Genomic DNA, 24,098 nt, shown 5'->3' with positions numbered 1-24,098 from the left:
CCCGCCACACGCCGCCTTCCCCTCCCCGACCTGCCGGTATCCGCCAGGTCCGGGGACAATGGGGGCATGGCCGGCGGCCGGGTTCCGTGCGCCGCCGTCCACGTGAACGACGTGCCGGATCCGGAGGAGGGCTCGCACCGATGGCCTCGATGAAACACCCCACCAACGCGGGGACCGACCGGTCCGGTTCCGAGAGCGACACCCACGCGTCCGCCGAGTCCGACGCGTCTCCCGCGTACGGCCGGCCGCACGTGGTGCCGCCGCTGCACCCCGAGATCACCCGCATGGACGCCCGGCAGCGCACGTCCGACGAGGGCGGCGCGGCCGTCACCGTGACGACCGTCCTGGAGAAGACCACGCCGGCGGGCCCCGATCTGCCCGCCGACCGCTTCCTGGACCGCGAGCAGAGCTGGCTGGCCTTCAACGAGCGGGTGCTGGAGCTCGCCGAGGACCCGGCGACCCCGCTGCTGGAGCGCGCCAACTTCCTCGCGATCTTCGCGAGCAACCTGGACGAGTTCTTCATGGTCCGGGTCGCCGGACTGAAGCGCCGCATCACCACCGGCGTGGCCCAGCGCTCGGCCTCCGGACTGTCACCGAGCCGGGTGCTGGACAACATCCTGACCCGCTCCCGCGAGCTCATGGCGCGGCATGCCGCCTGCTTCCAGACCGAGGTGGCCCCCGAGCTGGCTGCCGAGGGCATCCACATCATCCGGTGGGGCGACCTCACCGAGCAGGAGCAGGCCCGGCTGTTCACGCTGTTCCGCAACAAGATCTTCCCGGTCCTGACGCCGCTGGCGGTCGACCCGGCGCACCCGTTCCCGTACATCTCCGGCCTGTCCCTGAACCTGGCCGTCACCGTGCGGAACCCGGTCTCCGGCCACGATCACTTCGCCCGTGTGAAGGTCCCGCCGATCCTGTCCCGCTTCCTGGAGGCGAGCCCGCAGCGCTTCGTCCCGCTCGAGGACGTCATCGCCGCGCACCTGGAAGAGCTGTTCCCGGGCATGGAGGTGCTCGATCACCACATGTTCCGGGTGACCCGGAACGAGGACCTGGAGGTGGAGGAGGACGACACCGAGAACCTCCTCCAGGCCCTGGAGAAGGAACTGCTGCGCCGCCGCTTCGGCCCGCCGGTCCGCCTGGAGGTCGAGGAGTCGATCTCCACCAAGGCGCTGGACACCCTGGCCCAGGAGCTGAACATCGCGGACGCGGAGGTCTACCCGCTGCCCGGCCCGCTCGACCTGACCGGGCTGTTCGCCGTCGCGGGCCAGGACCGGCCGGAGCTGAAGTACCCCAAGTTCGTCGGCGGCACGCACCCGGACCTCGCCGAGGTCGAGTCCGCGCACGCCACCGACGTTTTCGCGGCGCTGCGCGAGCGGGACGTGCTGCTGCACCACCCGTACAACTCCTTCTCCACCTCGGTGCAGCGCTTCCTGGAGCAGGCCGCCCAGGACCCCGACGTGCTGGCGATCAAGCAGACGCTCTACCGCACCTCCGGCGACTCGCCGATCGTGGACGCGCTGATCGACGCCGCCGAGGCCGGCAAGCAGGTGCTGGTGCTGGTCGAGATCAAGGCGCGCTTCGACGAGCAGGCCAACATCAAGTGGGCCCGCAAGCTCGAGGAGGCCGGCTGTCACGTCGTCTACGGCCTGGTCGGGCTGAAGACGCACTGCAAGCTGTCGCTGGTGGTCCGCCAGGAGGGCGAGAACCTGCGGCGCTACAGCCACGTCGGCACCGGCAACTACCACCCCAAGACCGCGCGGCTGTACGAGGACCTGGGGCTGCTCACCGCCGACCCGCAGGTCGGCGCCGACCTCTCCCACCTGTTCAACCGGCTGTCCGGCTACTCGCGCCGCGAGTCCTACAATCGGCTGCTGGTGGCTCCGCGCAGTCTGCGCGACGGGCTGATAGAGCGCATCCTCGGCGAGATCGCCAAGCACCGTGAGGGCCGGCCGGCCTACATCCGCATCAAGGTCAACTCGATGGTCGACGAGGCGATCATCGACGCTCTCTACCAGGCCTCCATGGCGGGTGTCCCCGTCGACATCTGGGTGCGCGGCATCTGCGCGCTGCGCCCCGGCGTCCCCGGCCTGTCGGACAACATCCGCGTGCGCAGCGTGCTCGGCCGCTTCCTGGAGCACTCCCGGGTCTTCATCTTCGCCAACGGCGGCGACCCGCAAGTGTGGCTCGGCAGCGCCGACATGATGCACCGCAACCTCGACCGCCGGATCGAGGCGCTGGTACGGGTTTCCGACGCCGCCCACTGCGCCTCCCTGAACCGTCTGCTGGAGACCGGCACTTCGGACGAGACCTCGTCCTGGTGGCTCGGCCCCGACGGCGACTGGACCCGGCACGGCACCGACGCCGAAGGGCGTCCGCTGCCTCATATCCAGGAGATGCTCATCGACGCGCGGAGGCGCCGGCGTGGCCCAGCGACACCCTGACACGGCGGCAGCGACGCCCGTCGGCCTCACCGCCGACGGGCTCCCCGGCCGTGACGCCGGCTCCGTGCTCGAACAGTACTTGCGTGACCAGGCCACCGGATTCCTGCGCGCGCTGGCTCCGCGCGAGGGCGAGCCCGGCCGCCCGCAGGACGACAGCGCCGAGGCAGGCCGCCTCATGCGCCGTTCGGCGCGCCGCATCGCCGGCGCCCTGCACACGTACGGGTCGCTGACCGACCCGGCGTGGGCCGACCCGCTGCGTGCCGAACTCGGCTGGCTGTCCAGCACCCTGGGCCGCGAGCATCAGTACGCCGCGCGCATGGCCCGGCTGATCACCGCGCTGCAGCGGCTCGCCTCCGCCGAGGAGGCCGCCGGCACCGCCGCGGCCTCGCAGGCCGACGACGAACTGAGCCTGTGGCTCCCCGCGTCCGGCGAGCGCGAGGGCCCCGCCGCGGACCACCCGCAGGCCGCGGCCGAGCCGGTGTCCGCCGACCGCACGAACGGCACCGGCACCGCCGAGGCCCTCCGCGACCCCTCGGCACGCACCGCCCCGGGCACCGAGGCCCTGACCGGCACCGCCCGCGCCGCCACCGGCAGGCGCACGCCCGCGCCCTCCCCGGCCGCCGCCGAGCGCGGCACCGGCACCGGGCCGCTGGCCGTGGGCGCCGCCCGGGCCGGCGCCCTGCTGGAGCGTCAGCTCACCCTGGCACGGACCCGGGCGCACTCCGCCGCCCTTCAGGCGATGGGCTCCTCCCGCTTCCACGCCGTGGTCGACGCGGTGGCGCTGCTCGCCTCCGAGGTACCGCTGACCCCTGCGGCGCACCAGCCCGCCGAGGCCGTGCTGCCGTTGCTCGCCGAGCAGTCGCACGCCCGGCTGAACGAGGCCGCCGGCGATCTGGCGCTGGCGCGCGCCCGGCACCCGTACAACGCCGACGCGCTCTACGCCGCCCTGGCCACCGAGCTGGTGGCCGAGCGTCAGGACGTGCCGTGGAACCGGGTCCGCGTCCTGCTGCGCCTGCGCCGCTACGCGCAGGAGGTCTTCCCGTACGACGACGTCGAGCCGACCGCCCGGCTCACCGCGGCGGCCCGGGTGCTGGAGCAGCACCGCGAGGCCGCGGAGGCGGCGGCGGCCGTCACGGCCGCGGCCCGCACCCCGCGGATCGCCCCGGCCACGGCGTACGCGCTGGGCGTCCTCCACGCCGACCAGCGCCTGGAGGTGGAGGCCGCCCGCTACGCCTTCGCCCACCTGTGGAGCCGTTGACGACGGCCCGCCCGCCCGCAGCACCGCCGCCCCGCAGCACGAAGGGAGTGTCGTCATCACCGCCACCGCCGACACCCCGATCCTGGCCGCGGGAGCCGTCCTGTGGCGCCGCTCCCCGATCGACGGCGGCCTGGAGATCGCGCTGATCCACCGCCCCAAGTACGACGACTGGTCGCTGCCCAAGGGCAAGCTCAAGCGCGGTGAGACGGCGGTCGACGGCGCCCGCCGCGAGGTCAAGGAGGAGACGGGCCTCGACTGCGTGCTCGGCGTGCCGCTACCGTCGTCGATGTACGTCGTCGCCGGGCGCCCCAAAGTCGTCCGCTACTGGGCGGCGCGGGCCGGTCAAGGTGCCTTCACCCCGAACCGCGAGGTGGACCGGATGATCTGGCTGCCGCCGGTCGCGGCCCGTCATCGCCTCACCCACGAACGTGATCGCCCCGTGCTCGACGCCTTCCTGCGGAATCCGGCCGAGTGACCCCAGTAGGGCTCCGACGTGTCCCCGGTCACAAGGGCCACCGCACTGATATGCGAGGTTCACCCTGCGTTCACGCTGCCCCTTCGGCCGTGTCATCTGATCTGCCTAATTTCGGCCGTACCGGTGAGCGAACAGCTGCCGGGTGGATGCAGAAATCCATACCTCTGCTTCGCCGTCCACCGGCGGGCTTCAGGAAGGAATCACCGAAGGTGAAGCTTCAGCGTAAGAGCGGGCTCCGCGCCCTGGCCGTCGGCGCGGTCGCGGTTTCGGGCGCCCTGGTCCTCACTGCATGTGGCTCGGACAACAACAACGAGGCCGGCGGCGACAACAGCGCGGCCCCGTCCTCGTCCTCCTCGAGCAGCATCAAGTGCGCCGACAACGGCGGCCAGCTCCTCGCTTCCGGCTCCTCGGCCCAGCAGAACGCCATGGACGCCTGGGTCAAGAACTACATGCAGGCCTGCACCGGCGCGCAGATCAACTACAAGGCGTCCTCCTCCGGTGAGGGCATCATCGACTTCAACAACGGCACGGACGCCTTCGCGGGCTCCGACTCGCCGCTGAAGCCGGAAGAGGTCGACGCCTCGAAGAAGGTCTGCAAGACCGGCTCGGGCATCAGCATCCCGATGGTCGGTGGCCCCATCGCCATCGGTTACAACCTCTCCGGCGTGGACAACCTGGTCCTGGACGCCCCCACCCTGGCGAAGATCTTCAACTCGAAGATCACCAACTGGGACGACGCGGCGATCAAGAAGCTGAACCCCGACGCCAAGCTCCCCAACACCAAGATCCAGTCCTTCCACCGCCAGGACGAGTCCGGCACCACGGACAACCTGACCAAGTACTTCAACGGTGCCGCGGGCAAGGACGCGTGGCCCTACGAGCACGCCAAGCCGTGGATGGGCAAGGGTGGCCAGTCGGCCGCCAAGTCCGCCGGTGTCGCCGCTCAGGTCAAGCAGGTCAACGGCTCGATCGGTTACTTCGAGCTCTCCTACGCGACCGCCAGCGACATCAAGACGGTCAAGATCGACACCGGCGCCTCCGCCCCGGTCGAGGCCACCGCTGCCAACGCCTCCGCCGGCATCGCCGAGGCCAAGGTCGTCGGCACCGGTGCCGACCTGTCCCTGGACATGGGCGCCGCCTACACCACCAAGGCCGACAACGCCTACCCGATCGTCCTCGTGACCTACGAGATCGCCTGTGACAAGGGCAACAAGGCCGAGACGCTGCCGCTGGTGAAGTCCTTCCTGGGCTACACCGCCAGCGAGGAGGGCCAGGCCATCCTGTCGGACGCCGGCTACGCGCCGCTGCCCGCCGAGATCGCCGACAAGGTCCGCTCCACCGTGGCCGCCCTCGCCTGATCCCCGCGCGGACAGGCCCCGTGACCGCGGTCGCGGGGCCTGTCCGCACATCCGGTGCACCGCCGCCGGGGGAGCCATCCCCCACCCAGACCGGAGAAAACAACCGATGGCCATAACAGCACAGACCCCTACTCCGCCACCGGCAGCCAAGAAGGCCGGGGGCACTGTCACGCGCGCTGGTGACAAGATCTTCTCGGGCCTCTCCCGTGGTTCCGGCATCCTGCTGCTGGTGATCATGGCAGCGATCGCGATCTTCCTGACGATCCGCGCGATCAACGCGATCTCCAAGGATCACGGCAACTTCCTGACCACCTTCGAGTGGAACGCCAGCGCCACCCCGCCGGTCTTCGGCATCGCGGTCCTGGCCTACGGCACGATCGTCAGCTCGCTCATCGCGATGATCATCGCGGTCCCGGTCGCGGTCGGCATCGCGCTGTTCATCTCGCACTACGCGCCGCGCCGCCTCGCCTCGCCGCTGTCCTACATCATCGACCTGCTCGCCGCCGTGCCCAGCATCATCTACGGCCTGTGGGGCGCCCTGTTCCTGGTGCCGCACCTGACCGGGCTGAACATCTGGCTGAGCAAGTACCTCGGCTGGACGGTGATCTTCGAGAAGGAGGACCCGCAGGGCGCGGCCCGCTCGATCTTCACCGTCGGCATCCTGCTGGCGATCATGATCCTCCCGATCATCACCAACGTCAGCCGCGAGGTCTTCCGCCAGGTCCCGCGGATGCACGAAGAGGCCGCCCTGGCCCTCGGCGCGACGCGCTGGGAGACCATCCGGATGTCGGTGCTCCCCTTCGCCCGCTCCGGCATCATCAGCGCCTCGATGCTCGGCCTCGGCCGCGCGCTCGGCGAGACCATGGCCGTGGCCACCGTGCTGTCGGCCTCCCCGATCCTGTCGCTGCACATCCTCGACCCGGTCGGCGGCACGTTCTCCCAGAACATCGTCGCCAAGTTCGGCGAGGCCAACGAGTTCGGTCGCGACGCCCTGATCGCCTCCGGTCTGGTGCTCTTCATCATCACCCTGCTGGTCAACGGCGCCGCCCGCGCGATCATCGCCCGGCGCAAGGAATACTCGGGGGCCAACGCATGAGCCACGCAATAACGGACAAGCGGCCGGCCTCCTCCGTGCCGCACCGCGCCCTGGCCCAGCGTCGGCTGCCCCGCTGGGCCCCGGCGGCCATCGCCGCCGGCTCGCTGGTCCTCGGCGTCCTCATCGGTGTCGTCGGCGGGCTGGACAGCAAGATCCAGTGGGGTCTGATCGCCGTCCTGCTGTTCATCTTCGGCACCTACGCGATCGCCGCGCAGGTCGAAGGCCGCCGTCAGGCCAAGGACCGCGTCGCCACCAGCATGATCTGGGCCTCGTTCATCGTGGCCGCGCTGCCGCTGTACTCGCTCCTCTCCACCACGATCAGCAAGGGCGTCAAGATCCTCGACGGCGACTTCCTGTCGCACTCGATGAACGGCGTTCTCACCATCGGCACCGGCGGCGGCGTCTACCACGCCATCATCGGCACGCTGGAGCAGGTCGGCATCGCGACCGTCATCGCCGCGCCGATCGGCATGCTGACCGCGGTCTACCTGGTGGAGTACGGCAAGGGCCGGCTGGCCTCGGCTGTCACCTTCTTCGTCGACGTCATGACGGGCATCCCGTCGATCGTCGCCGGTCTGTTCATCCTCTCGACCTGGAACCTGCTGCTGGGCTTCGGTCCCTCGGGCTTCGCCGGCTCCATGGCGCTGGCCATCCTGATGATGCCGGTCGTCGTCCGGTCCACCGAGGAGATGCTCAAGCTCGTCCCGAACGAGCTGCGCGAGGCGTCCCTCGCCCTCGGTGTTCCGAAGTGGCGCACCATTGTGAAGGTGGTCGTCCCCACCGCGATCGGCGGCATCACGACGGGCGTCATGCTCGCCGTCGCCCGCATCGCCGGTGAGAGCGCCCCCATCGCGCTGTTGGTCTTCGGAAACAACCTGATCAACAACGACCCGTTCAACGGCCCGCAGGCCTCGCTCCCGTTCTACATCTTCCAGCAGTACCAGAACGGCAACGAGCCGAGCTACGACCGGGCGTGGGCGGCGGCACTCGTGCTGATCGCCTTCATCATGATCCTGAATGTACTGGCCCGCGGCATCGCCCGCTGGAAGGCCCCGAAGACCGGTCGCTGACGCGGCCAACATCAGCGACCCAAGGATTGCGAGCAACACCACCATGGCCAAGCGAATCGACGTCAGCGGACTCTCCGCTTACTACGGCGGCTTCAAGGCGATCGACGACATCTCGATGAACATCGAGCCGCGTACGGTGACGGCCTTCATCGGCCCCTCCGGCTGCGGCAAGTCCACCTTCCTGCGCACCCTGAACCGCATGCACGAGGTCACCCCCGGTGGCCGCGTCGAGGGCAAGGTGCTGCTGGACGACGAGAACCTGTACGGCGCGGGCGTGGACCCGGTCTCCGTGCGCCGCACGGTCGGCATGGTCTTCCAGCGGCCGAACCCGTTCCCGACGATGTCCGTCTACGACAACGTCGCGGCGGGCCTCAAGCTCAACGGTGTCAAGCGCAAGGGCGACCTCGACAACATCGTCGAGAAGTCCCTGCGCGGCGCCAACCTGTGGAACGAGGTCAAGGACCGCCTGAACAAGCCGGGTTCCGGCCTCTCCGGCGGTCAGCAGCAGCGTCTGTGCATCGCCCGCGCGATCGCGGTCGAGCCCGAGGTGCTGCTGATGGACGAGCCGTGCTCCGCGCTCGACCCGATCTCCACCCTCGCCATCGAGGACCTGATCGGTGAGCTCAAGGAGCGCTTCACCATCGTCATCGTCACCCACAACATGCAGCAGGCCGCGCGGGTCTCCGACCGCACCGCCTTCTTCAACCTGTCGGCGGTCGGCCAGCCCGGCAAGCTCATCGAGATCGACGACACCGAGCGCATCTTCTCCAACCCCTCCGTCCAGGCGACCGAGGACTACATCTCCGGCCGCTTCGGCTGAGCCGAATCGTCGCCCGAAGACCGTCCTGCGGTGCTGCATGGCGGTGCCACCGCAAGGCGAAGGGCCCGCCCCCTCAAGGGGGCGGGCCCTGTTGCTTTCCGCGGGCGGGGCGGGCCGGAGCCGGACCGGAGCCGCAAGGAACTCAGGCGAAGGCGAAGTGCACCACGCCGTAGGTGGCCGCGGCCATGAGCGCCGCGGCCGGCATGGTGATGAACCAGCCGGCGACGATGTTCTTGGCGACCCCCCAGCGGACCGCGTTGAGCCGCTTCGTCGCACCGACGCCCATGATGGCCGAGGTGATGACGTGGGTCGTGGAGATCGGCGCCTTGAAGATGTAGGCCGTCGTGTAGAGGATCGACGCCGCCGTGGTCTCCGCGGCGAAGCCCTGCGGAGGGTCGAGCTCGATGATCTTCCGGCCGAGGGTCCGCATGACGCGCCAGCCGCCCGCGTACGTGCCGAGCGACAGCATCAGCGCACAGACGATCTTCACCCAGACCGGGATCCCGTCGCCCTCCTGCTGCACATCGGCGATGGTCAGGGCGAGCACCACCACGCCCATCGTCTTCTGGGCGTCCTGCAGGCCGTGACCGAGGGCCATGCCCGCCGCCGAGACGGTCTGCGCGATCCGGAAGCCGCGCTTGGCCTTGTTCGGGTTGGCCTTGCGGAAGATCCACACGATGGCCAGCATGACCAGGTAGCCGACGACCAGGCCGACGATCGGCGACAGGAACATCGGCAGGACGATCTGGTCGATCACACCGGACCAGATGACCCCGGTGCCGCCGGCCAGCGCCGCGCCCACCAGACCGCCGAACAGGGCGTGGCTGCTGGAGGAGGGCAGGCCGTAGTACCAGGTGATCAGGTTCCATACGATGGCGCCGACCAGCGCGGCGAAGAGGATGCCCATCCCCGCCTGGCCGGACGGGGTGTCGATCAGCCCCTCGCTGACGGTCTTGGCGACCCCGGTACCGAGGAAGGCGCCGGCGAGGTTCATGACGGCGGCCATGAGCAGCGCGGCCCGCGGGGTCAGTGCCCGGGTGGACACGGAGGTGGCGATGGCGTTCGCCGAGTCGTGGAAGCCGTTGGTGTACGTGAAGAAGAGCGCGACACCGATGGTCACGACCAGAGAGAAGGTCTCCACCTGGTTCAGGACTCCTTGACCGCGATGGTCTCCACGGTGTTGGCCACGTGCTCGAAGGCGTCCGCCGCCTCTTCCAGGACGTCCACGATCTGCTTGAGCTTGAGCACCTCGATGGCGTCGTACTTGCCGTTGAAGAGGTGGGCCAGCAGCTTGCGGTGGATCTGGTCGGCCTGGTTCTCCAGGCGGTTGACCTCGATCCAGTACTCGGTGAGGTTGTCCATCGTGCGCAGGTGCGGCATGGCCTCGGCGGTCAGCTCGGCGGCCCGGGCCAGCACCTCGATCTGCTGCTCGACACCGCGCGGCAGTTCCTCGATCTGGTAGAGGACGACCAGGTCGACGGCCTCCTCCATGAAGTCCATGATGTCGTCGAGGGAAGAGGCGAGGGAGTAGATGTCCTCGCGGTCGAAGGGCGTGATGAAGGAGGAGTTCAGCTGGTGGAAGATCGCGTGGGTGGCGTCGTCCCCCGCGTGCTCCGCCGCCCGCATCCGCTCGGCGATCTCCGCGCGCGTGGCGGAGTCGGCACCGAGGAGTTCCATCAGGAGCTTCGACCCTGTGACGATGTTGTCCGCGGACGCGGCGAACATGTCGTAGAAGCTCGTCTCCCTTGGGGTCAGACGAAAGCGCACGTGAAGTCCTCGGAATACATCGGTTTCGGTCGCATTGATGCTAGGCGCATCGCACGGCCAGGGCTAACCGGCGTCTTACAGTGTCGCTCATGGTCGCAAACGGTCCCCATCGGGGCTCCTCCCGGTGCACGCTCGCACAATGAGGCGAATTCGGTACGATATACCCGGCAGGGGTATATCGGGGGCAGGAGGGACGCCATGACGGTCACCGAGACCGGCGACACGGCTCCGCACGGGGAGCAGCCGGGGACCGGCGGGCCCGGAGAGCATTCGGCGCACCAGCACGGGTACGCCGGACAGCGGGACCAGCACCTGAAGCGGCTGCGCCGTATCGAGGGGCAGATCCGGGGCCTCCAGCGGATGGTCGAGCAGGACGTGTACTGCATCGACATCCTTACCCAGGTGTCCGCCGGCACAAAGGCCCTGCAGTCCTTCGCCCTCCAACTGCTGGAGGAGCATCTGCGGCACTGCGTCGCCGACGCCGCCGCCAAGGGCGGCCCCGAAGCCGACGACAAGGTCGCCGAGGCCACCGCGGCCATAGCCCGGCTGCTGCGGAGCTAGCCGAGCCGGCGGCCCTGCGCGGGGACGCGTGGTTCCACCTTGAGCACCTCGTCGATGCGCTCGGAGCTGAGCCGTTCCTCGGCGGTCGCCGAAGCGGCGATCATCAGCTCACAGCACAACTCGATCTCCGCGAGGGCCACGTGGACCTGATCGTCCTGGTCCAGGAGCCACATCGCCACGTGCACCACCTCCTCCCCGCCCAGCGTAGGGACCGGCGCACGGTCCGTGCATGACACGGACGGACCATTTCCGCAAGGTTCTAGGAACCGGCCGCAGAAACGATCTTCCCGGTGTAGATGTCGGTCGCGCGTGGCAGGACGACCCGTACCGGCGCCCCGAAAGCGTACATCCCGGTGGTCGAGACCACCGTGACCTCCGTCTGGGCGCTCCGGCCGCCCGCGACGCCCGGGTTGGCGAAGGTGAAGCGCTGCCGGACCTTGCGCAGCAGGCCGGCCTCGTCCACGTACGCGTCGAAGGGCACCCGCGTCACGGAGAAGCCGCCCGCCGCCGCCCGCAAAGGGCCGCGGGCCTGCGCCGAGGCCGTCTCCGCGGCCCGCGCGATGTCGGTCACGCCCCGGTAGTGCCGCACCCGCGCGCCGTCCAGCGTCTCCGCGCCGACCAGCCGCACCTCGCGAGCGCCCCGCAGCAGTTCCGCCGCGACCAGCGGGTCGGTGGCCCCGCCGGTGACGAGGTTGCCGTCCGGCAGCCGGGTGGTGTCCACCCACACCCACTTGTCGGCGGGGACGCCCTCGCCCCGGTTCTTCATGTAGAGGGCTCCGGGTGTCAGCAGCTCCGTGACCGGGGCGTGCTCCACGTCGCCCGCGGCGTCGGGCGGGAGGACGAGCCGGAGGCTGCCCCGTCGCGCGGCGTAGTCGAAGCTCCCGGTCCCGGTGATGGTGACCTTGGTGCCGCCGCTGGCCGTCTCCATGGACGTGCGGACCTTCGAGCTGCCGGCCCGGACCAGCGCGTCGGCCGCCTGCCGCAGCGTCCGCTCCGCGTCACCAGGGGCGCCGCCCACCTCCACGGCCTCGCCGCTGCCGGAGCATCCCGCGAGTGCCGCCGCGCACAACCCGAGTCCCACGGCCGCGGCGGTCGCCCGACTGACCTGCCCCATCTGCGCCTACCCCCTGCACCGTGCCGCCGTCCAGGACCATTTCGGGGCTCGGTTCGCCTACGAGGCGCTCCAGCCCCTTCGGCAGCCCCTTCGGCTCACTCGCCATGCGGCATAACGAGGGTCAGGGCACCGCGTCACGGCCGGTAGCTTTGACGCGTGCCCCCCAGCGATCCCCCTCCCCCGCATCACGCCACGACCAAGGAGAAGGGTGCCTTCTCCTTCGCCACCTGCTCCTGCGGATGGCGTGGGCCCTCCCGGCGGGCCCGCGACCGCGCCCGGCGCGACGCCACCGAGCACGCCGGGTCCTGAGCGCCGGCGCACTCCCTGCCGGTGTGTTCTACGCCTCACAACCATCACGCCCCTCCCGCCGTCATCACAGAAGGAACCACAGGGTTTCCAGAGCGAGAGGGCGCCCACGTTGAACCGACGAGCACTCATCCGCGGGGGCGCCGGCATCACCGCCGCTACCTGGCTGAGCGCGGCCTGCGGCCCCACCGGGTCCGGCCACCCGGCGACTGCCGGCAGCCGAACAGCCAGTGACGCGCCCACCGGGACCGGCACGCCCACCGCCGCGAGCGGACCCCCCGCCGGCGCCACCAGCGCCGCCGCGACCGTGCCGCCCGACTGGAAGGCCCTCGCCCGCTCCCTCGGCGGCCGGCTCATCCGCCCCGACGACGCGGACTACGCCACCGCCAGGCTGCTGTACAACACGCGCTTCGACGGGCAGCGGCCCGCCGCGGTCGCCTACGTCTCCGGCACCGCGGACGTCCGCGAGTGCCTGGACTTCGCCCGCCGCACCGGCGTCCCCGTCTCGATCCGCAACGGCGGCCACTCGTACGCCGGCTACTCCGGCGGCAAGGGCAGGCTCGTCCTGGACGTCTCCTCCCTCGCGAAGATCACCCGCTCCGGCTCCTCCGCCACCATCGGCGCCGGCGCCAAGCTCATCGACGTCTACACCCAGCTCGGCGCCGCGGGCCGCACCCTGCCCGCCGGCTCCTGCCCGACGGTCGGCATCTCCGGTCTCACCCTCGGCGGCGGCCACGGCGTGATCAGCCGGGCGTACGGGCTCACCTGCGACAGCCTCACGGCCGCCGAGATCGTGACCGCGGGCGGGCGGGTGCTGCGCTGCAGCGCCGACGAGAACCCCGAACTGTTCTGGGCGCTGCGCGGCGCGGGCGGCGGCCAGTTCGGCGTCGTCACCAATCTGACGTTCACCACCCAGGCCGCCCCGCAGGTCGTCACCGGCTACCTGACCTGGCCGTGGAGCAAGGCCGCGGCGGTCATCCGCGCCTGGCAGGAGTGGGGTCCCACGCAGCCGGACCAGATCTGGTCCGCGCTGCACCTGGACAAGTCGGGCTCCGGCTCCCCGCAGATCAGCATCGCCACCGTCGGCATCACCTCCCGCACGGAACTCGCCAACGCCGTCGACCGGCTCGCCGACCGCGTCGGCGCCCCCGCGAGCAGCGTCTCCCTGCACCCGCGGCCCTACCTCGACGCGACGCTGGCCTACGCGGGGTGCTCGGACAAGACCACCGCCCAGTGCCACCTGCCCGGGACGACCCCCGGCCGCAGCCCCTCGGGCCGTCTCGGCCGCGAGACGTACGCCGCGCGGTCCGACTTCTACGACCGTTCCCTGTCGGAAGCCGGCATCCAGACCCTGCTCTCGCAGGTCGCCGGGCTGCGCTCGGGCTCCGGCAGCGTCTCGCTCACCGCCCTCGGCGGTGCCGTCAACCGGGTCTCGCCGACCGCGACGGCCTTCGTCCACCGCCGCTCGCGCATGCTCGCGCAGTACATAGAGACCCCCGGCACCACGCAGTGGCTCGACGGCCTGCACACCGCCATGCGCCGGTACGCCTCGGGCGCCGCCTACCAGAACTACACCGACCCCACGTTGACCGACTGGCGCGCCGCCTACTACGGCTCGGCCGCGGGCAAGCTCACCCGCCTGAAGGCCCGCTACGACCCCACGCGGCTGTTCGCCTTCCAGCAGGCGCTGTAGGGGGCGCGGGCGCCGGACGGGCGCGGGGAACGCGAGGGAGCCCTCAGGCCGCCAGATCCTTGTCGACGGCCGTGGGCTCCGGATACGGCTCCCCGCGCCGCGCGGCGGCCCTGCCGGCCGCCTGGGGCGCCCGTACGAGCCCGCCCACCCGGGAGCCGGCCACCGCGGTCATGAGCGGCGTCAGCAGGGCCAGCGCGAGGGGCGCCAGGAGCAGCGCGACGGCCGTGCCGAGGGCGAAGCCGCCCAGCACGTCGGTGGGGTACTGCACGCCCATGTAGACCCGGCAGAAGCCCTCGGCGAGCGCGACGGCGATTCCGGTCAGCCCCCATGCCCGGCTGACCAGGAACACGCCGACGGCCACCGCCATCGTCACGGTGGCGTGGTCGCTGACGAAGGAGAAGTCGGTCCTGCCCTTGACCAGGACGTCCAGGCCCTGGTGGTCGACGAACGGCCGGGGCCGGTCCACGAAGTTGCGCAACGGGACGTTCAGCAGCAGCGCGACGCTGCCCGCGAGCACGGCCCAGACCACGCCCGCGACCGCCGCGGGGGCCTCGGCACCGCCGCGGCGCGCCACCCGCCACCAGCACCATCCGACGAGCAGCACCATGAGCAGGATCAACCCGTAATCGCCCACGGCCACCATCACGCGGTCGAGCCAGCGCGGTGCGTGCTTCGCGAGCCCGTTGATGTCACGGAGCAGACTGACATCCGGGTTGGAGCCGTCCAGTGAAAGCGCTGCCACCGGTGCACCCCTAACTGTCTCCGCGGCGCCCCGCGCACCTACGACACGAGGCCGGGAGTGCCATTGTCCCCCGTCCAACGAGCCGCACGGCACGAGGCGTTCCGGTCTCCACCGGATGATCACCAGGACGTTATCGAAGGGAGACACGGACCCCCCGCGGGCGGCGGGCGGCGGTCAGACGGCCGCCGCGCCCGCCGCCGTCACCCGCGTCGCTCCGATGTAGTCCGGGCTGTCGATCTTGTCGAAGCGGATGACCGCGCCCGTGTAGGGGGCGTTGATCATGTACCCGCCGCCGACGTAGATCCCCACGTGGTGGATCGTGCGCGGGTCGGTCAGATCGTTGGCGAAGAAGACCAGGTCGCCCGGGAGCAGCTCGTCGCGCTTCGGGTGCGGCCCGGCGTTCCACTGGTCGTTGGCCACGCGCGGCAACTCGATGCCCACCGACTCGTACGCCGCCTTCGTCAGGCCCGAGCAGTCGAAGCGCCCGTCCTGGTCCGCCGTGCCGTTGCCGCCCCACAGGTACGGCGTGCCCAGCTTCTCCTGCGCGTAGTAGATGGCGCCCGCCGCCTGCCGCGAGGGCGCGACCGCGCCGACCGGCGCCGCGAAGCTCTTCTCCAGCGTGGTGATGATGCGGACGTAGTTCTGCGTCTCGCGGATGCGCGGCACGCCGCCGGCCTGTATCACCCGGTACGCGCCCGCGTTGTAGGCGGCGAGCATGTTCTCCGTCGGGTTGCCGGGGACGTCCTTCACGTACTGCGCGAGTTCGCAGTCGTACGACGCCGCCGACGGGATCGCGTCCCGCGGGTCCCAGACGTCGCGGTCGCCGTCACCGTCACCGTCCACGCCGTGCGTGGCCCACGTCCCCGGGATGAACTGCGCGATGCCCTGCGCCTGCGCCTGGCTGCGCGCCTGCGGGTTCCAGCCGCTCTCCTGGTACAGCTGGGCCGCCAGCAGCGCCGGGTTGATGGCGTCGCACAGGTTGCCCCACTTCTGCACGATGCTCTGATAGGCCGCCGGCACCGCCCCCTTGGCGAGCGCCACCGCGCCACCGCCGCCGCCCGCCAGGCTCGCCGCCACCAGATACGTACCGACGACGAGCAGCGTGACGAACGACATGAACAGTCCGCCGAGCACCCCTGCCAGCCACCAGGCCTTGCGCGCCGAACGACCCGCCGCCGTCACCCGCCCCACCCTCTTCGTGTGCTCGCCCGTTCACCCTGCCCGGCACGGAAGGTGACGGTACGCCAGGGCCCGGGAAGCATCCCCGGCCTGCGGGCCGCCAATCGTTGCCCTCCGCTCACCACCGTGATACACAGAGTAGTCAACTAAGTCCCATCGAACACCGGCTCGCACGCCGCTGCGACCATTTTGACGGCTGCGGCCCGGATCACACGGGGAATCGGCTGAGAAAGTCGCCGAGTCGACATACGACGGCGACATCCTCCGCCAAGATAGACCTTGGCTCCTTGCGCCCCGGCAAGGATGCCAACTGATCTAGCGTGGTGGTGAGTTCTCATGTTCCTGGCGGCCGACAAGGGCGACATCAACACCATCATTGGTGGTATCGCCCCGGACTGGGGGCCGTTCGGCTCCCTGGGGAACGAAGCGCGCGTCATGATCGAGGTGGTGATGGCAGTAGCGATTCTGCTCTGTCTGGCCATCGCGATCTGGGGCGCCGCGAAACAGCGCATCGGAGCGACGGCGCTCCGCGACACATTCAGTGCCGAACAGGGCAAGGGCCTGATCATCGCCGGACTGACCGGCGTGTTCATCATCGGCTCCCTCGGCACCCTGTTCACCATCGTCTACGGGATGGCGGTCTAGCGACCGCGCTCCGGGCTCCCCGCCCCCATCCCCTGCGCACTGTCCCAAGGGGCCCGTCCCGGCCCCGTCCCCCACCCGAGGCTGCGTACTGATGCCCACTCACCCGACGATCCCCAAGGGGGCGAGCCCCCGATGAGCCTCGGCCAGGACGGCCCGCCCACCCGCACCCGGCTCCCCGAGTCCCCGGGCGGCACCGGCGGCCCGGCACGCCGGCCCGCGCGCTCCGGCCGCAGCCTCGTCACGGTCGTCGGCGTCGTCGTCCTCCTCATCGCCGCGATCGCCTTCGTCAACCGCGGCGGCGACCACGGCGGGGGAACCGCGGGCTCCGGCAACGGCGACCGCGCGACGGGCGGCACCGCCGCCCAGCCCACCGCCGCCACCGGCACCCGCCCGGTCGACGGCAAGTCCGCGGGCATCCCCACGGGGTACTCCCGCACGGACCAGGGCGCGCAGTCCGCGGCGGCCAACTACGCGGTGGCGCTCGGCTCGGACGGCATGTTCGCCCCGGACCGGCGGGCGGCGATCGTCAGCACCGTGTACGCGCCGGACGTGGCGGTCGCTCAACGCCGCGACCTCGACGGCGTCTACTCCGACCCGGCCTTCCTCGGCAGGATCGGCCTGAGCGAGAACGGGACCCCGCCGGACGGCATGACGTTCGTCTCGCGCACGACTCCCGTGGGCACGAAGCTCGACGACATCGGCGACGACTCGGCCGTCGTGGAGGTCTGGTACTCGTCCCTGTTCGGACTGGCCGGGGAGGGTTCCACCAACCCCGTGTCGGAGAGCTGGTACACCAACACCTTCCGCCTCAAGTGGGTCGGCGGGGACTGGAAGATCGTCGACTTCGAGCAGAAGGACGGCCCGACTCCGGTCGGCCGGGACCAAACCGCTTCCTCCGCCGACGAGATGTCCGATGCCGTGAACGGGTTCGGGGGGTTCACCTATGCCCGGTAGCCGCCGTGCCGTCAGCTTCGCCGCCGCGTTCTCGGGTGTGCAGGCCACGGCCGTCCTCCTCGCATCGCGGGCGTTCGCCGCTCCCTCGCCCACCCCGACGCCGGCCCCGAGCACGAGCAGCAACGCATGCGACCTCATCCGCGGACCTGCGCGGGACTACTGCGAAAGCGGCGGCTCCGGCGGTCACACGCCCTCCGTCGCTGACCCCCTCGACCCCCTGTCCTCGCTCGCCAAGGGCTGCGCCGACGCCGCCGCCTGGGTCATCAAGGGCCTCTCGGAGGCGGTCACCAAGACCGCCGCCGTGGACTTCACCAACAAGGCGTTCCTGACCCAGTACGCGGTCGTCTTCGCCGCCTCCACGTTCCTCACCCTGCTCCTGTGGCTGCTGGCCGTCGCCAAGCGCGCCGTGCGCGGCGTTCCGCTCACCGAGGCGCTGACGGAGGCCGTCGGCTTCCTGTGGCTGACCGTCATCGCCTCCGCGTTCACCCCGCTGATCCTCTACACCGTGGTGTCCGCCACGGACGGCATCACCGAGGTCATCGCCTCCGGCACGGCCGCCAACACCGACGTCTTCTTCGGGTCGTTCACGGACGCGCTCACCAAGGGCTCCGACATCGGCGGCGGCCCGATCATGCTGATCGTGGTCTCCCTGGTCTCCGTGCTCGCCGCCGGCGTCCTGTGGCTGGAACTGGTGATCCGGGCCGCGCTGCTGTACGTCGGCGCCCTGCTCGGCACCGCCGTGTACTCGGGCCTGGTCGACAAGAACATGTGGCACCACGTGCGCCGCTGGGCCGGGATCATGATCGCGGTGATACTGGTGAAACCGGTCATCGTGATCGTGCTGGGACTGGCGGGCGCGCTCAGCGGCTCCGACGGGCCCACCGCTTTCGGCGCCGTCGTGTCGGGCCTGGCCATCATCCTGCTGGCCATCTTCGCCAGCGCGATGATCTACCGCTTCGTCCCGGGCTTCGGCGACGACGTGGCCAGCCTGCGCAGCAACCGCAAGGCGAGCTCCGAGTCCCAGGCGGCGGCCGTCATCTCCTCGCCGGCCGCGCTCGTCAAGCAGGGCATCAAGACCCACAGCTCCCGCGGCGGCGGCGCCCAGGAGCAGCCCACCGGCGGCGGCGGGGGCCAGCCCGCCAATGCCGTGCCCAGCGGAATCGCCGCCCACAGCAGCCGGAACGGCGGCTCGAACGCCCCGGCCCCCGCGCCGGCCCCGCGTACCAACCCCGACCGCGGCAACGGCGGCAAGAGCAACACAGCAGGAGGCGAAAGCCGGTGACGTCCCAGCCCTACGCCGCCCCGCAGCAGCGCCGTACGTATCTGATCGGCAAGGCCCGCCCCAACGCCATCGTGGGCAAGAACCGCGAGACGGGCGAGATCGCCCTGATCATCGCGGGCGCCTTCCTCGGCATGATGTCCGGACTGCTCATCCCGATCCTGCCGCTGCGCATCCTGGGTCTGACCGGCTGGCCGCTGCTCGCCTTCGCCGCCGTCTACATGCCGTACCGGCGCCGCACCTTCTACCGCTGGTTCGAGATCAACCGCACCTACCGCAGGACGCTGCGCTCCGCCCCGACGTACCGCTCCGCGGCCCTCGAGGCGGGCACCCGGCTCGACGGCCGGGAGATCGAGATCGGGCCGCCGCCCGGCATCGGCCGCATCACCTGGCTGTCGGCGCCCTTCGGACCGGACGAGATCGCGGTCCTGCTGCACGTCGACCGCCGCACGGTCACCGCGGCCATCGAGATCGAGGGCCCCGGCGTCGGCCTGCGCGACAGCGAGGACCAGGAGGCCCTCGTCGACCGGTTCGGCACACTGCTCAAGCACGTGGCCAACGGCGACGGCTTCGTGACCCGCCTCCAGATGCTGGCCCGCACGCTCCCCGCCGACCCCGACGCCCACGCCAAGGACGTCGCCCAGCGCGGGGACGACCGCGCCGAGCAGTGGCTCAAGGAGTCGTACGACCAGCTGCAGTCCATGGTCTCCACCTCCTCCGAGCAGCACCGCGCCTACCTCGTCGCCTGCATGCACTACAGCCGCGAGCTCGCCGCCGAGGGCAACGCCATCGCCCGCGCCGCCGGCGTCGAGCGCAAGGCGCTCGACAAGGACGCCGGCATCGCAGCGGTCATGGCCCGCGAGCTCACCGACATCTGCGCCCGGCTCACCGAGGCGGACATCCGCGTCCGCCAGCCCCTCGGGCAGGCCCGGCTCGCGTCCCTCATCCACTCGATGTACGACCCGGACCACCCGATCGACCACATCCAGGCGATGACCCGCCGCAACGCCTGGCCGGCCGAACTCGACGCCACCGAGCCGACGTACCTCCAGGCCAAGACCCGCGAGTCGGCCACGCGCGCCCCCTGGTGCCACTCCACCGCGTGGGTCAAGGAGTGGCCGCTCACCCCGGTCGGCGTCAACTTCCTGGCCCCGCTCCTCGTCCACACCCCGGATGTGATCCGCACGGTCGCCGTCTGCATGGACCTGGAACCCACCGACGTCGCCATCGAGCGCATGCTCACGGAGAAGACCAACGACGACGCCGACGCCAGCCGGGCCGCCAAGATGAACCGCGTGGTCGACCCCCGCGACATCGCCCACCATTCCCGTATCGACCAGCGCGGCGAAGACCTCGCCTCGGGCGCCGCCGGCGTCAACCTGGTCGGCTACATCACGGTCTCCTCCCGTTCCCCCGAGGCCCTCGCCCGCGACAAGCGCACAATCCGCGCCTCGGCGGGCAAGTCGTACCTCAAGCTGGAGTGGTGCGACCGCGAGCACCACCGGGCGTTCGTGAACACGCTCCCGTTCGCGACCGGCATCCGCCGGTAGGTGGGAGGACGAGCATGCGCCCGTGCGCACTTGACGCCCCGCCCACAGGGACGGCGCTAATGGGAAGGACGACAGGGACAACGATGCCGAGCCGAGGCCCGCGCCGCAGGCGCGCCGACCGCTGACGCCGAGGAGGCGCTCCACCCATGGCCATGCTGGACCCCCTCGCAGCGATCACCGACGCCTTCACCGGCTTCCTCTTCGGCAAGGTGGAGAGCACCCGTCTCCCCGTCCGCACCTCCACCGGCCAGGCCCAGGCCGTCTATCTGCCGACCGCGGCCCCCGGCCTCGGCGACTCCGGTGTGATCATCGGCCGCGAGGTCTACTCCGGCAAGGGGTACATCTACGACCCCTTCCAGCTGTACGGGCAGCAACTGCCCGCCCCGCACTGGCTGGTGCTCGGTGAGTCCGGCAACGGCAAGTCCGCCCTGGAGAAGACCTACGTGCTGCGGCAGCTGCGCTTCCGCGACCGCCAGGTCGTCGTCCTGGACGCCCAGGGCGAGGACGGGGTCGGCGAGTGGAACCTCATCGCCAAGGCGCTCGGAATAACTCCCATCCGGCTCGACCCGATGGCCGCCCTCGACGGCGGCATCAAGCTCAACCCGCTCGACCCCGCGATCACCACGACGGGCCAGCTGGCCCTGCTCCGCACGATCATCGAGGTCGCCATGGGCCACGGCCTGGACGAGCGCTCCGGCTTCGCGCTCAAGGTCGCCCACGCCTACGTGCACGAGACCGTGACGGACCGCCAGCCGATCCTGACGGACATCGTGGACCGGCTGCGGCACCCCATGGAGGACTCCGCCGAGTCGATGAACGTCGACCTGGAGGACGTCCGCGCCTGGGGCCTGGACGTCGCCCTCGTGCTCGACCGGCTCGTCGACGGCGACCTGCGCGGCATGTTCGACGGACCGACGACCGCCGGCATCGACCTGGACGCGCCGCTCATCGTCTTCGACCTGTCCCACATCGACCGCAACTCCATCGCCATGCCGATCCTCATGGCGATCGTCGGCGTCTGGCTGGAGCACACCTGGATCCGTCCCGACCGGAAGAAGCGCATCTTCCTGGTCGAGGAGGCCTGGCACATCATCAACAGCCCGTTCGTGGCCCAGCTCTTCCAGCGCCTGCTGAAGTTCGGCCGGCGACTCGGCCTCTCCTTCGTCGCCGTCGTCCACCACCTCTCCGACGTCGTGGACGGCGCGGCGGCCAAGGAGGCGTCGGCCATCCTCAAGATGGCCTCCACCCGCACCATCTACGCCCAGAAGGCCGACGAGGCCCGGTCCACCGGGCGAGTGCTGGGCCTGCCGCGCTGGGCGGTGGAGATCATCCCCACGCTCACCCCGGGCATCGCCGTGTGGGACGTCAACGGCAACGTCCAGGTCGTCAAGCACCTCATCACCGAAAGCGAACGCCCCCTCGTCTACACCGACCGCGCCATGACCGAGGGCTCCGTCAACGACTACGACGAGGACCCGGACCAGGGCGAGCCCCGGGTCTCCCTCGACAAACACATGGCCGACGACGCGGTGGCCTGAACGGTGACCTGACCATGGCGAGAGCGCAGCACAGCAGCCAGGAGCGCGAGGGCGGAATCCCCGACGGGCTCATCCTCGGCGTGATCGGCTTCCTGCTCGGCATGACGATCCTGGTGTGGACGGGCACCGGGATAGCCGGGTTCCTCTCCCACGGCGCCTGGCCGGCGGGCATCCACTTCACCCGGACGCCCCTGGCCATGCGCCATCTGATCGCACAGCCGCACGACATCGCGGGGGCCTGGACGCCCGCCCCGGCGACGGGGCTGCCCGGTTCGGGCCTCTTCTGGGGCGTACTCATCGGGCAGTTCATGGTCCTCTTCGTCCTCACCGTCTTCGTCATGGGAGCCATCGCCCGCACCAGGCTGCGGCGCGCGGCCCGCCGTGCGGCGGCCAAGGCGGGCACGGGACCCGCGCAGGCGTCCGGACCGCTGGTACCGGGCCCCGCCACACAGACCCCCGCCCCGGTCGCGGCGCCCGTGCCGGCTCCGTCCCCCGCGGGAGACCCCGCTGTGGATCCCCTCCCCGCGCCGGTGCGAGCCGAGCCCCCAGCGGCCGCCGAGGTCGCCGTCGACCGCGAACTGACCCGCACCTACGCCGCCTTCGCCCCGCAGCGCGGCGACAAGGGCAAGCGCCTGGTCCAGCCCGCCGTCCTCAACGCCGCGGGCCCGGTCGTCGTCACCACCGCCGACCCCGACACCTTCCACCAGACGGTCGGCAACCGCGCCAAGCTCGGCCCGGTCCACATCTTCGACCCGGCCCACCTCGTCGACACCCCCGCCCGGCTGCGCTGGGCGCCCCACACGGGCTGCGAGGACGTCCCCACGGCCATCTCCCGCTCCCGGGCCCTGCTGTTCCCCGTACGGCCCCGTGCGAGCCTCGACGCGGCCCTCTACGACGCCGCCGAGACCCTGCTGCGCTGCTGGCTGCACGCCGCCGCCGTCGACGGTCAGCCCTTCCGCCAGGTCCACCGCTGGGCGGGCGGCACGAACGGCCAGGACGCCGTACGCATCCTGCGCACCCACACCCGGGCCGCCTCCGGCTGGAGCGGGGAGCTGGAGTCCGTCCTGCACGCCCATGCCGACCGCCGGGACGCCGCCCAGGCCCTCGTCCACCGGGCCCTGGAATCGCTCAACTCCGTCCACATCAGGGACGCCTGCAACCCCGGCCGTGCCGACTCCCTCGACCTGGAGTCATTCCTGACGGATCTGGGCACGCTTTACGTGGTGGGCGAACCCAACGAGGACCCGCGAACCCACCCGGGTGCGATGCCGCTGCTCACCGCACTCGTCTCCAGCGTGGTCGAGCACGGCCGGCGCATGGCCGCCAGGTCACCCTCCGGTCGGCTCGACCCACCACTCACCCTCGTCCTCGATGACGTCGCCGCCCTGGCGCCGATCCCCGAACTCCCGGACCTCCTCGCCACGGGCTCCGCCGCCGGGCTTCCCACCCTCGCCGTCCTCCGCTCCCCCGAGCAGGCCCGCGACCCCTGGCGCTCCGCCGTCTGGCAACGCGCCGACACCCGCCTCGCCCTCGGCACCCATCCCCCGGCCCTCCTCGACGAGGTCCCGGACGCGGTCCAGCTGCCCTAGGGACGTTCCAGGGCCATCTCGTACTCGGTCTGCGACTCGTCGAGCGGGAAGGACATCGTCCGGCCCGTCCTGACGAAGCCGAGGCGCTTGTAGAACGCCTGCGCCCGGTGGTTGTCCTCGTGCACCCACAGCCGCACGCGCCGCACGTTCTCCGGCAAAGCCCACGACCACTCGACCGCCGCCCCGAGCAACTCCGCGGCCAGACCGCCGCCGCGGAACTCCGGACGCACGTACACCCCGACCAGATGGGTCTGCGGTACGTCGTACTCCTCGCCGGTCTCGACGAGCACGGCAACGTTCGCCACGCGCTCGCCGGCCTCGTCCTCCGCGATGAACGACTGTGTCCGCGCCCGCTCTTGCCACACCTCGTCCGTGAAACCCGCCTCGGTGTCATAGGTGTTGACGAAGGCCACATCACTCACGGGGTCCTTCAGCGCCTCGAGCCGCAACGCGCGCTGAGCACGCCATTCATCGGGACGTGAGGCTCGTATCGTGTAGGTCGACATGGCGCGATGGTACGCAAAAAAGCCCCGGCTCCCGAGTGATTAAACTCGAGAGCCGGGGGCTCAATAATTGTTCGGCGGCGTCCTACTCTCCCACAGGGTCCCCCCTGCAGTACCATCGGCGCTGAAAGGCTTAGCTTCCGGGTTCGAAATGTAACCG

22 protein-coding genes and 1 rRNA gene are annotated in these 24,098 nt (G+C 70.9%); 15 read left to right on the top strand and 8 right to left on the bottom strand.

The window, feature by feature from the left end; translation table 11 throughout:
* Positions 1-140: 140 nt before the first annotated feature.
* The 7 genes from ACFWVC_RS27345 (at position 141) to pstB (ending at position 8,518) form a co-directional block, all read left to right on the top strand.
* The gene (locus tag ACFWVC_RS27345) at positions 141-2,441 is read left to right on the top strand and encodes an RNA degradosome polyphosphate kinase (RefSeq protein WP_384291871.1); all 2,301 of its coding nucleotides are present in this window, start codon (positions 141-143) and stop codon (positions 2,439-2,441) included.
* The gene (locus tag ACFWVC_RS27340) at positions 2,422-3,699 is read left to right on the top strand and encodes a CHAD domain-containing protein (protein WP_384291867.1); all 1,278 of its coding nucleotides are present in this window, start codon (positions 2,422-2,424) and stop codon (positions 3,697-3,699) included. The genes ACFWVC_RS27345 and ACFWVC_RS27340 overlap by 20 nt, the downstream gene beginning before the upstream one ends.
* A gap of 55 nt (positions 3,700-3,754) precedes the next feature.
* A complete protein-coding gene (locus ACFWVC_RS27335; protein WP_384292097.1) occupies positions 3,755-4,174 on the top strand; it encodes an NUDIX hydrolase in 420 nt (139 codons plus the stop codon).
* Positions 4,175-4,383: 209 nt separating this feature from the next.
* The gene (gene pstS, locus ACFWVC_RS27330) at positions 4,384-5,532 is read left to right on the top strand and encodes a phosphate ABC transporter substrate-binding protein PstS (protein ID WP_384291862.1); all 1,149 of its coding nucleotides are present in this window, start codon (positions 4,384-4,386) and stop codon (positions 5,530-5,532) included.
* A 106-nt stretch (positions 5,533-5,638) separates the two neighbouring features.
* The gene (gene pstC, locus ACFWVC_RS27325) at positions 5,639-6,628 is read left to right on the top strand and encodes a phosphate ABC transporter permease subunit PstC (protein ID WP_384291859.1); all 990 of its coding nucleotides are present in this window, start codon (positions 5,639-5,641) and stop codon (positions 6,626-6,628) included.
* Positions 6,625-7,698 (top strand): phosphate ABC transporter permease PstA, encoded by a 1,074-nt coding sequence (pstA, locus tag ACFWVC_RS27320; protein WP_384291854.1) that lies wholly within the window; start codon positions 6,625-6,627, stop codon positions 7,696-7,698. Before pstC ends, pstA begins: the two co-directional genes overlap by 4 nt.
* A gap of 43 nt (positions 7,699-7,741) precedes the next feature.
* Positions 7,742-8,518: a phosphate ABC transporter ATP-binding protein PstB gene (gene pstB, locus ACFWVC_RS27315; protein ID WP_384291848.1), complete on the top strand. Its 777-nt coding sequence runs from the start codon at positions 7,742-7,744 to the stop codon at positions 8,516-8,518.
* Between the two features lie 142 nt (positions 8,519-8,660).
* On the opposite strand, the gene ACFWVC_RS27310 is transcribed toward pstB, so the two are convergent.
* Entirely contained in the window at positions 8,661-9,659 is a 999-nt protein-coding gene (locus tag ACFWVC_RS27310; protein WP_384291844.1) for an anion permease, read from the bottom strand.
* A 5-nt stretch (positions 9,660-9,664) separates the two neighbouring features.
* Positions 9,665-10,285 (bottom strand): DUF47 family protein, encoded by a 621-nt coding sequence (locus ACFWVC_RS27305; protein ID WP_360909989.1) that lies wholly within the window; start codon positions 10,283-10,285, stop codon positions 9,665-9,667.
* Between the two features lie 198 nt (positions 10,286-10,483).
* Between ACFWVC_RS27305 and ACFWVC_RS27300 the strand changes: the two genes are divergently transcribed.
* Entirely contained in the window at positions 10,484-10,846 is a 363-nt protein-coding gene (locus ACFWVC_RS27300; protein WP_384291840.1) for a metal-sensitive transcriptional regulator, read from the top strand.
* Here the strand turns inward: ACFWVC_RS27300 and ACFWVC_RS27295 are convergent.
* The gene (locus ACFWVC_RS27295; protein ID WP_384292106.1) at positions 10,843-11,025 is read right to left on the bottom strand and encodes a hypothetical protein; all 183 of its coding nucleotides are present in this window, start codon (positions 11,023-11,025) and stop codon (positions 10,843-10,845) included. The genes ACFWVC_RS27300 and ACFWVC_RS27295 overlap by 4 nt on opposite strands.
* Positions 11,026-11,105: 80 nt before the next feature.
* A complete protein-coding gene (locus tag ACFWVC_RS27290; RefSeq protein WP_384291837.1) occupies positions 11,106-11,960 on the bottom strand; it encodes a hypothetical protein in 855 nt (284 codons plus the stop codon).
* A gap of 418 nt (positions 11,961-12,378) precedes the next feature.
* On the opposite strand from ACFWVC_RS27290, the gene ACFWVC_RS27285 reads away from it, so the two are divergent.
* Positions 12,379-13,959: an FAD-binding oxidoreductase gene (locus ACFWVC_RS27285; protein WP_384291833.1), complete on the top strand. Its 1,581-nt coding sequence runs from the start codon at positions 12,379-12,381 to the stop codon at positions 13,957-13,959.
* 43 nt (positions 13,960-14,002) lie between these two features.
* Here ACFWVC_RS27285 and ACFWVC_RS27280 read toward each other — a convergent pair whose 3' ends face one another.
* Positions 14,003-14,701 carry a phosphatase PAP2 family protein gene (locus ACFWVC_RS27280; protein ID WP_384291828.1) on the bottom strand — a complete coding sequence of 233 codons (699 nt, stop codon included), beginning with the start codon at positions 14,699-14,701 and terminating at the stop codon, positions 14,003-14,005.
* A 174-nt stretch (positions 14,702-14,875) separates the two neighbouring features.
* Positions 14,876-15,817, bottom strand: a complete 942-nt coding sequence (locus tag ACFWVC_RS27275) for an NlpC/P60 family protein (RefSeq protein WP_384292092.1) — start codon at positions 15,815-15,817, stop codon at positions 14,876-14,878.
* Between the two features lie 399 nt (positions 15,818-16,216).
* On the opposite strand from ACFWVC_RS27275, the gene ACFWVC_RS27270 reads away from it, so the two are divergent.
* The 6 genes from ACFWVC_RS27270 to ACFWVC_RS27245 all read left to right on the top strand — a co-directional run bounded on the left by ACFWVC_RS27270 (position 16,217) and on the right by ACFWVC_RS27245 (position 23,435).
* Positions 16,217-16,525: a hypothetical protein gene (locus ACFWVC_RS27270; RefSeq protein WP_319140882.1), complete on the top strand. Its 309-nt coding sequence runs from the start codon at positions 16,217-16,219 to the stop codon at positions 16,523-16,525.
* A gap of 132 nt (positions 16,526-16,657) precedes the next feature.
* Complete coding sequence (locus ACFWVC_RS27265; RefSeq protein ID WP_384291818.1) at positions 16,658-17,479, top strand: hypothetical protein; 822 nt, start codon at positions 16,658-16,660, stop codon at positions 17,477-17,479.
* Positions 17,469-18,761, top strand: a complete 1,293-nt coding sequence (locus tag ACFWVC_RS27260; protein WP_384291814.1) for a hypothetical protein — start codon at positions 17,469-17,471, stop codon at positions 18,759-18,761. The genes ACFWVC_RS27265 and ACFWVC_RS27260 overlap by 11 nt, the downstream gene beginning before the upstream one ends.
* Entirely contained in the window at positions 18,758-20,308 is a 1,551-nt protein-coding gene (locus ACFWVC_RS27255; protein WP_384291808.1) for an SCO6880 family protein, read from the top strand. Before ACFWVC_RS27260 ends, ACFWVC_RS27255 begins: the two co-directional genes overlap by 4 nt.
* Positions 20,309-20,454: 146 nt before the next feature.
* Positions 20,455-21,846 (top strand): ATP-binding protein, encoded by a 1,392-nt coding sequence (locus tag ACFWVC_RS27250; RefSeq protein WP_384291801.1) that lies wholly within the window; start codon positions 20,455-20,457, stop codon positions 21,844-21,846.
* A 14-nt stretch (positions 21,847-21,860) separates the two neighbouring features.
* Positions 21,861-23,435 (top strand): type IV secretory system conjugative DNA transfer family protein, encoded by a 1,575-nt coding sequence (locus ACFWVC_RS27245; protein ID WP_384291794.1) that lies wholly within the window; start codon positions 21,861-21,863, stop codon positions 23,433-23,435.
* Here ACFWVC_RS27245 and ACFWVC_RS27240 read toward each other — a convergent pair.
* Both ACFWVC_RS27240 and rrf read right to left on the bottom strand, forming a co-directional pair.
* Positions 23,432-23,941, bottom strand: coding sequence for a GNAT family N-acetyltransferase (locus tag ACFWVC_RS27240; RefSeq protein ID WP_384291788.1), 510 nt, complete (start codon positions 23,939-23,941; stop codon positions 23,432-23,434). The genes ACFWVC_RS27245 and ACFWVC_RS27240 overlap by 4 nt on opposite strands.
* Before the next feature lie 69 nt (positions 23,942-24,010).
* Positions 24,011-24,098 (bottom strand): 5S ribosomal RNA (gene rrf / locus ACFWVC_RS27235); the annotation flags it as partial.

Source organism: Streptomyces sp. NPDC058691, from assembly GCF_042714775.1.
Lineage (GTDB): Bacteria > Actinomycetota > Actinomycetes > Streptomycetales > Streptomycetaceae > Actinacidiphila.
The sequence above is the reverse complement of the archived record's forward strand: the minus strand, read 5'-3'. Positions and strand labels throughout refer to the sequence as shown.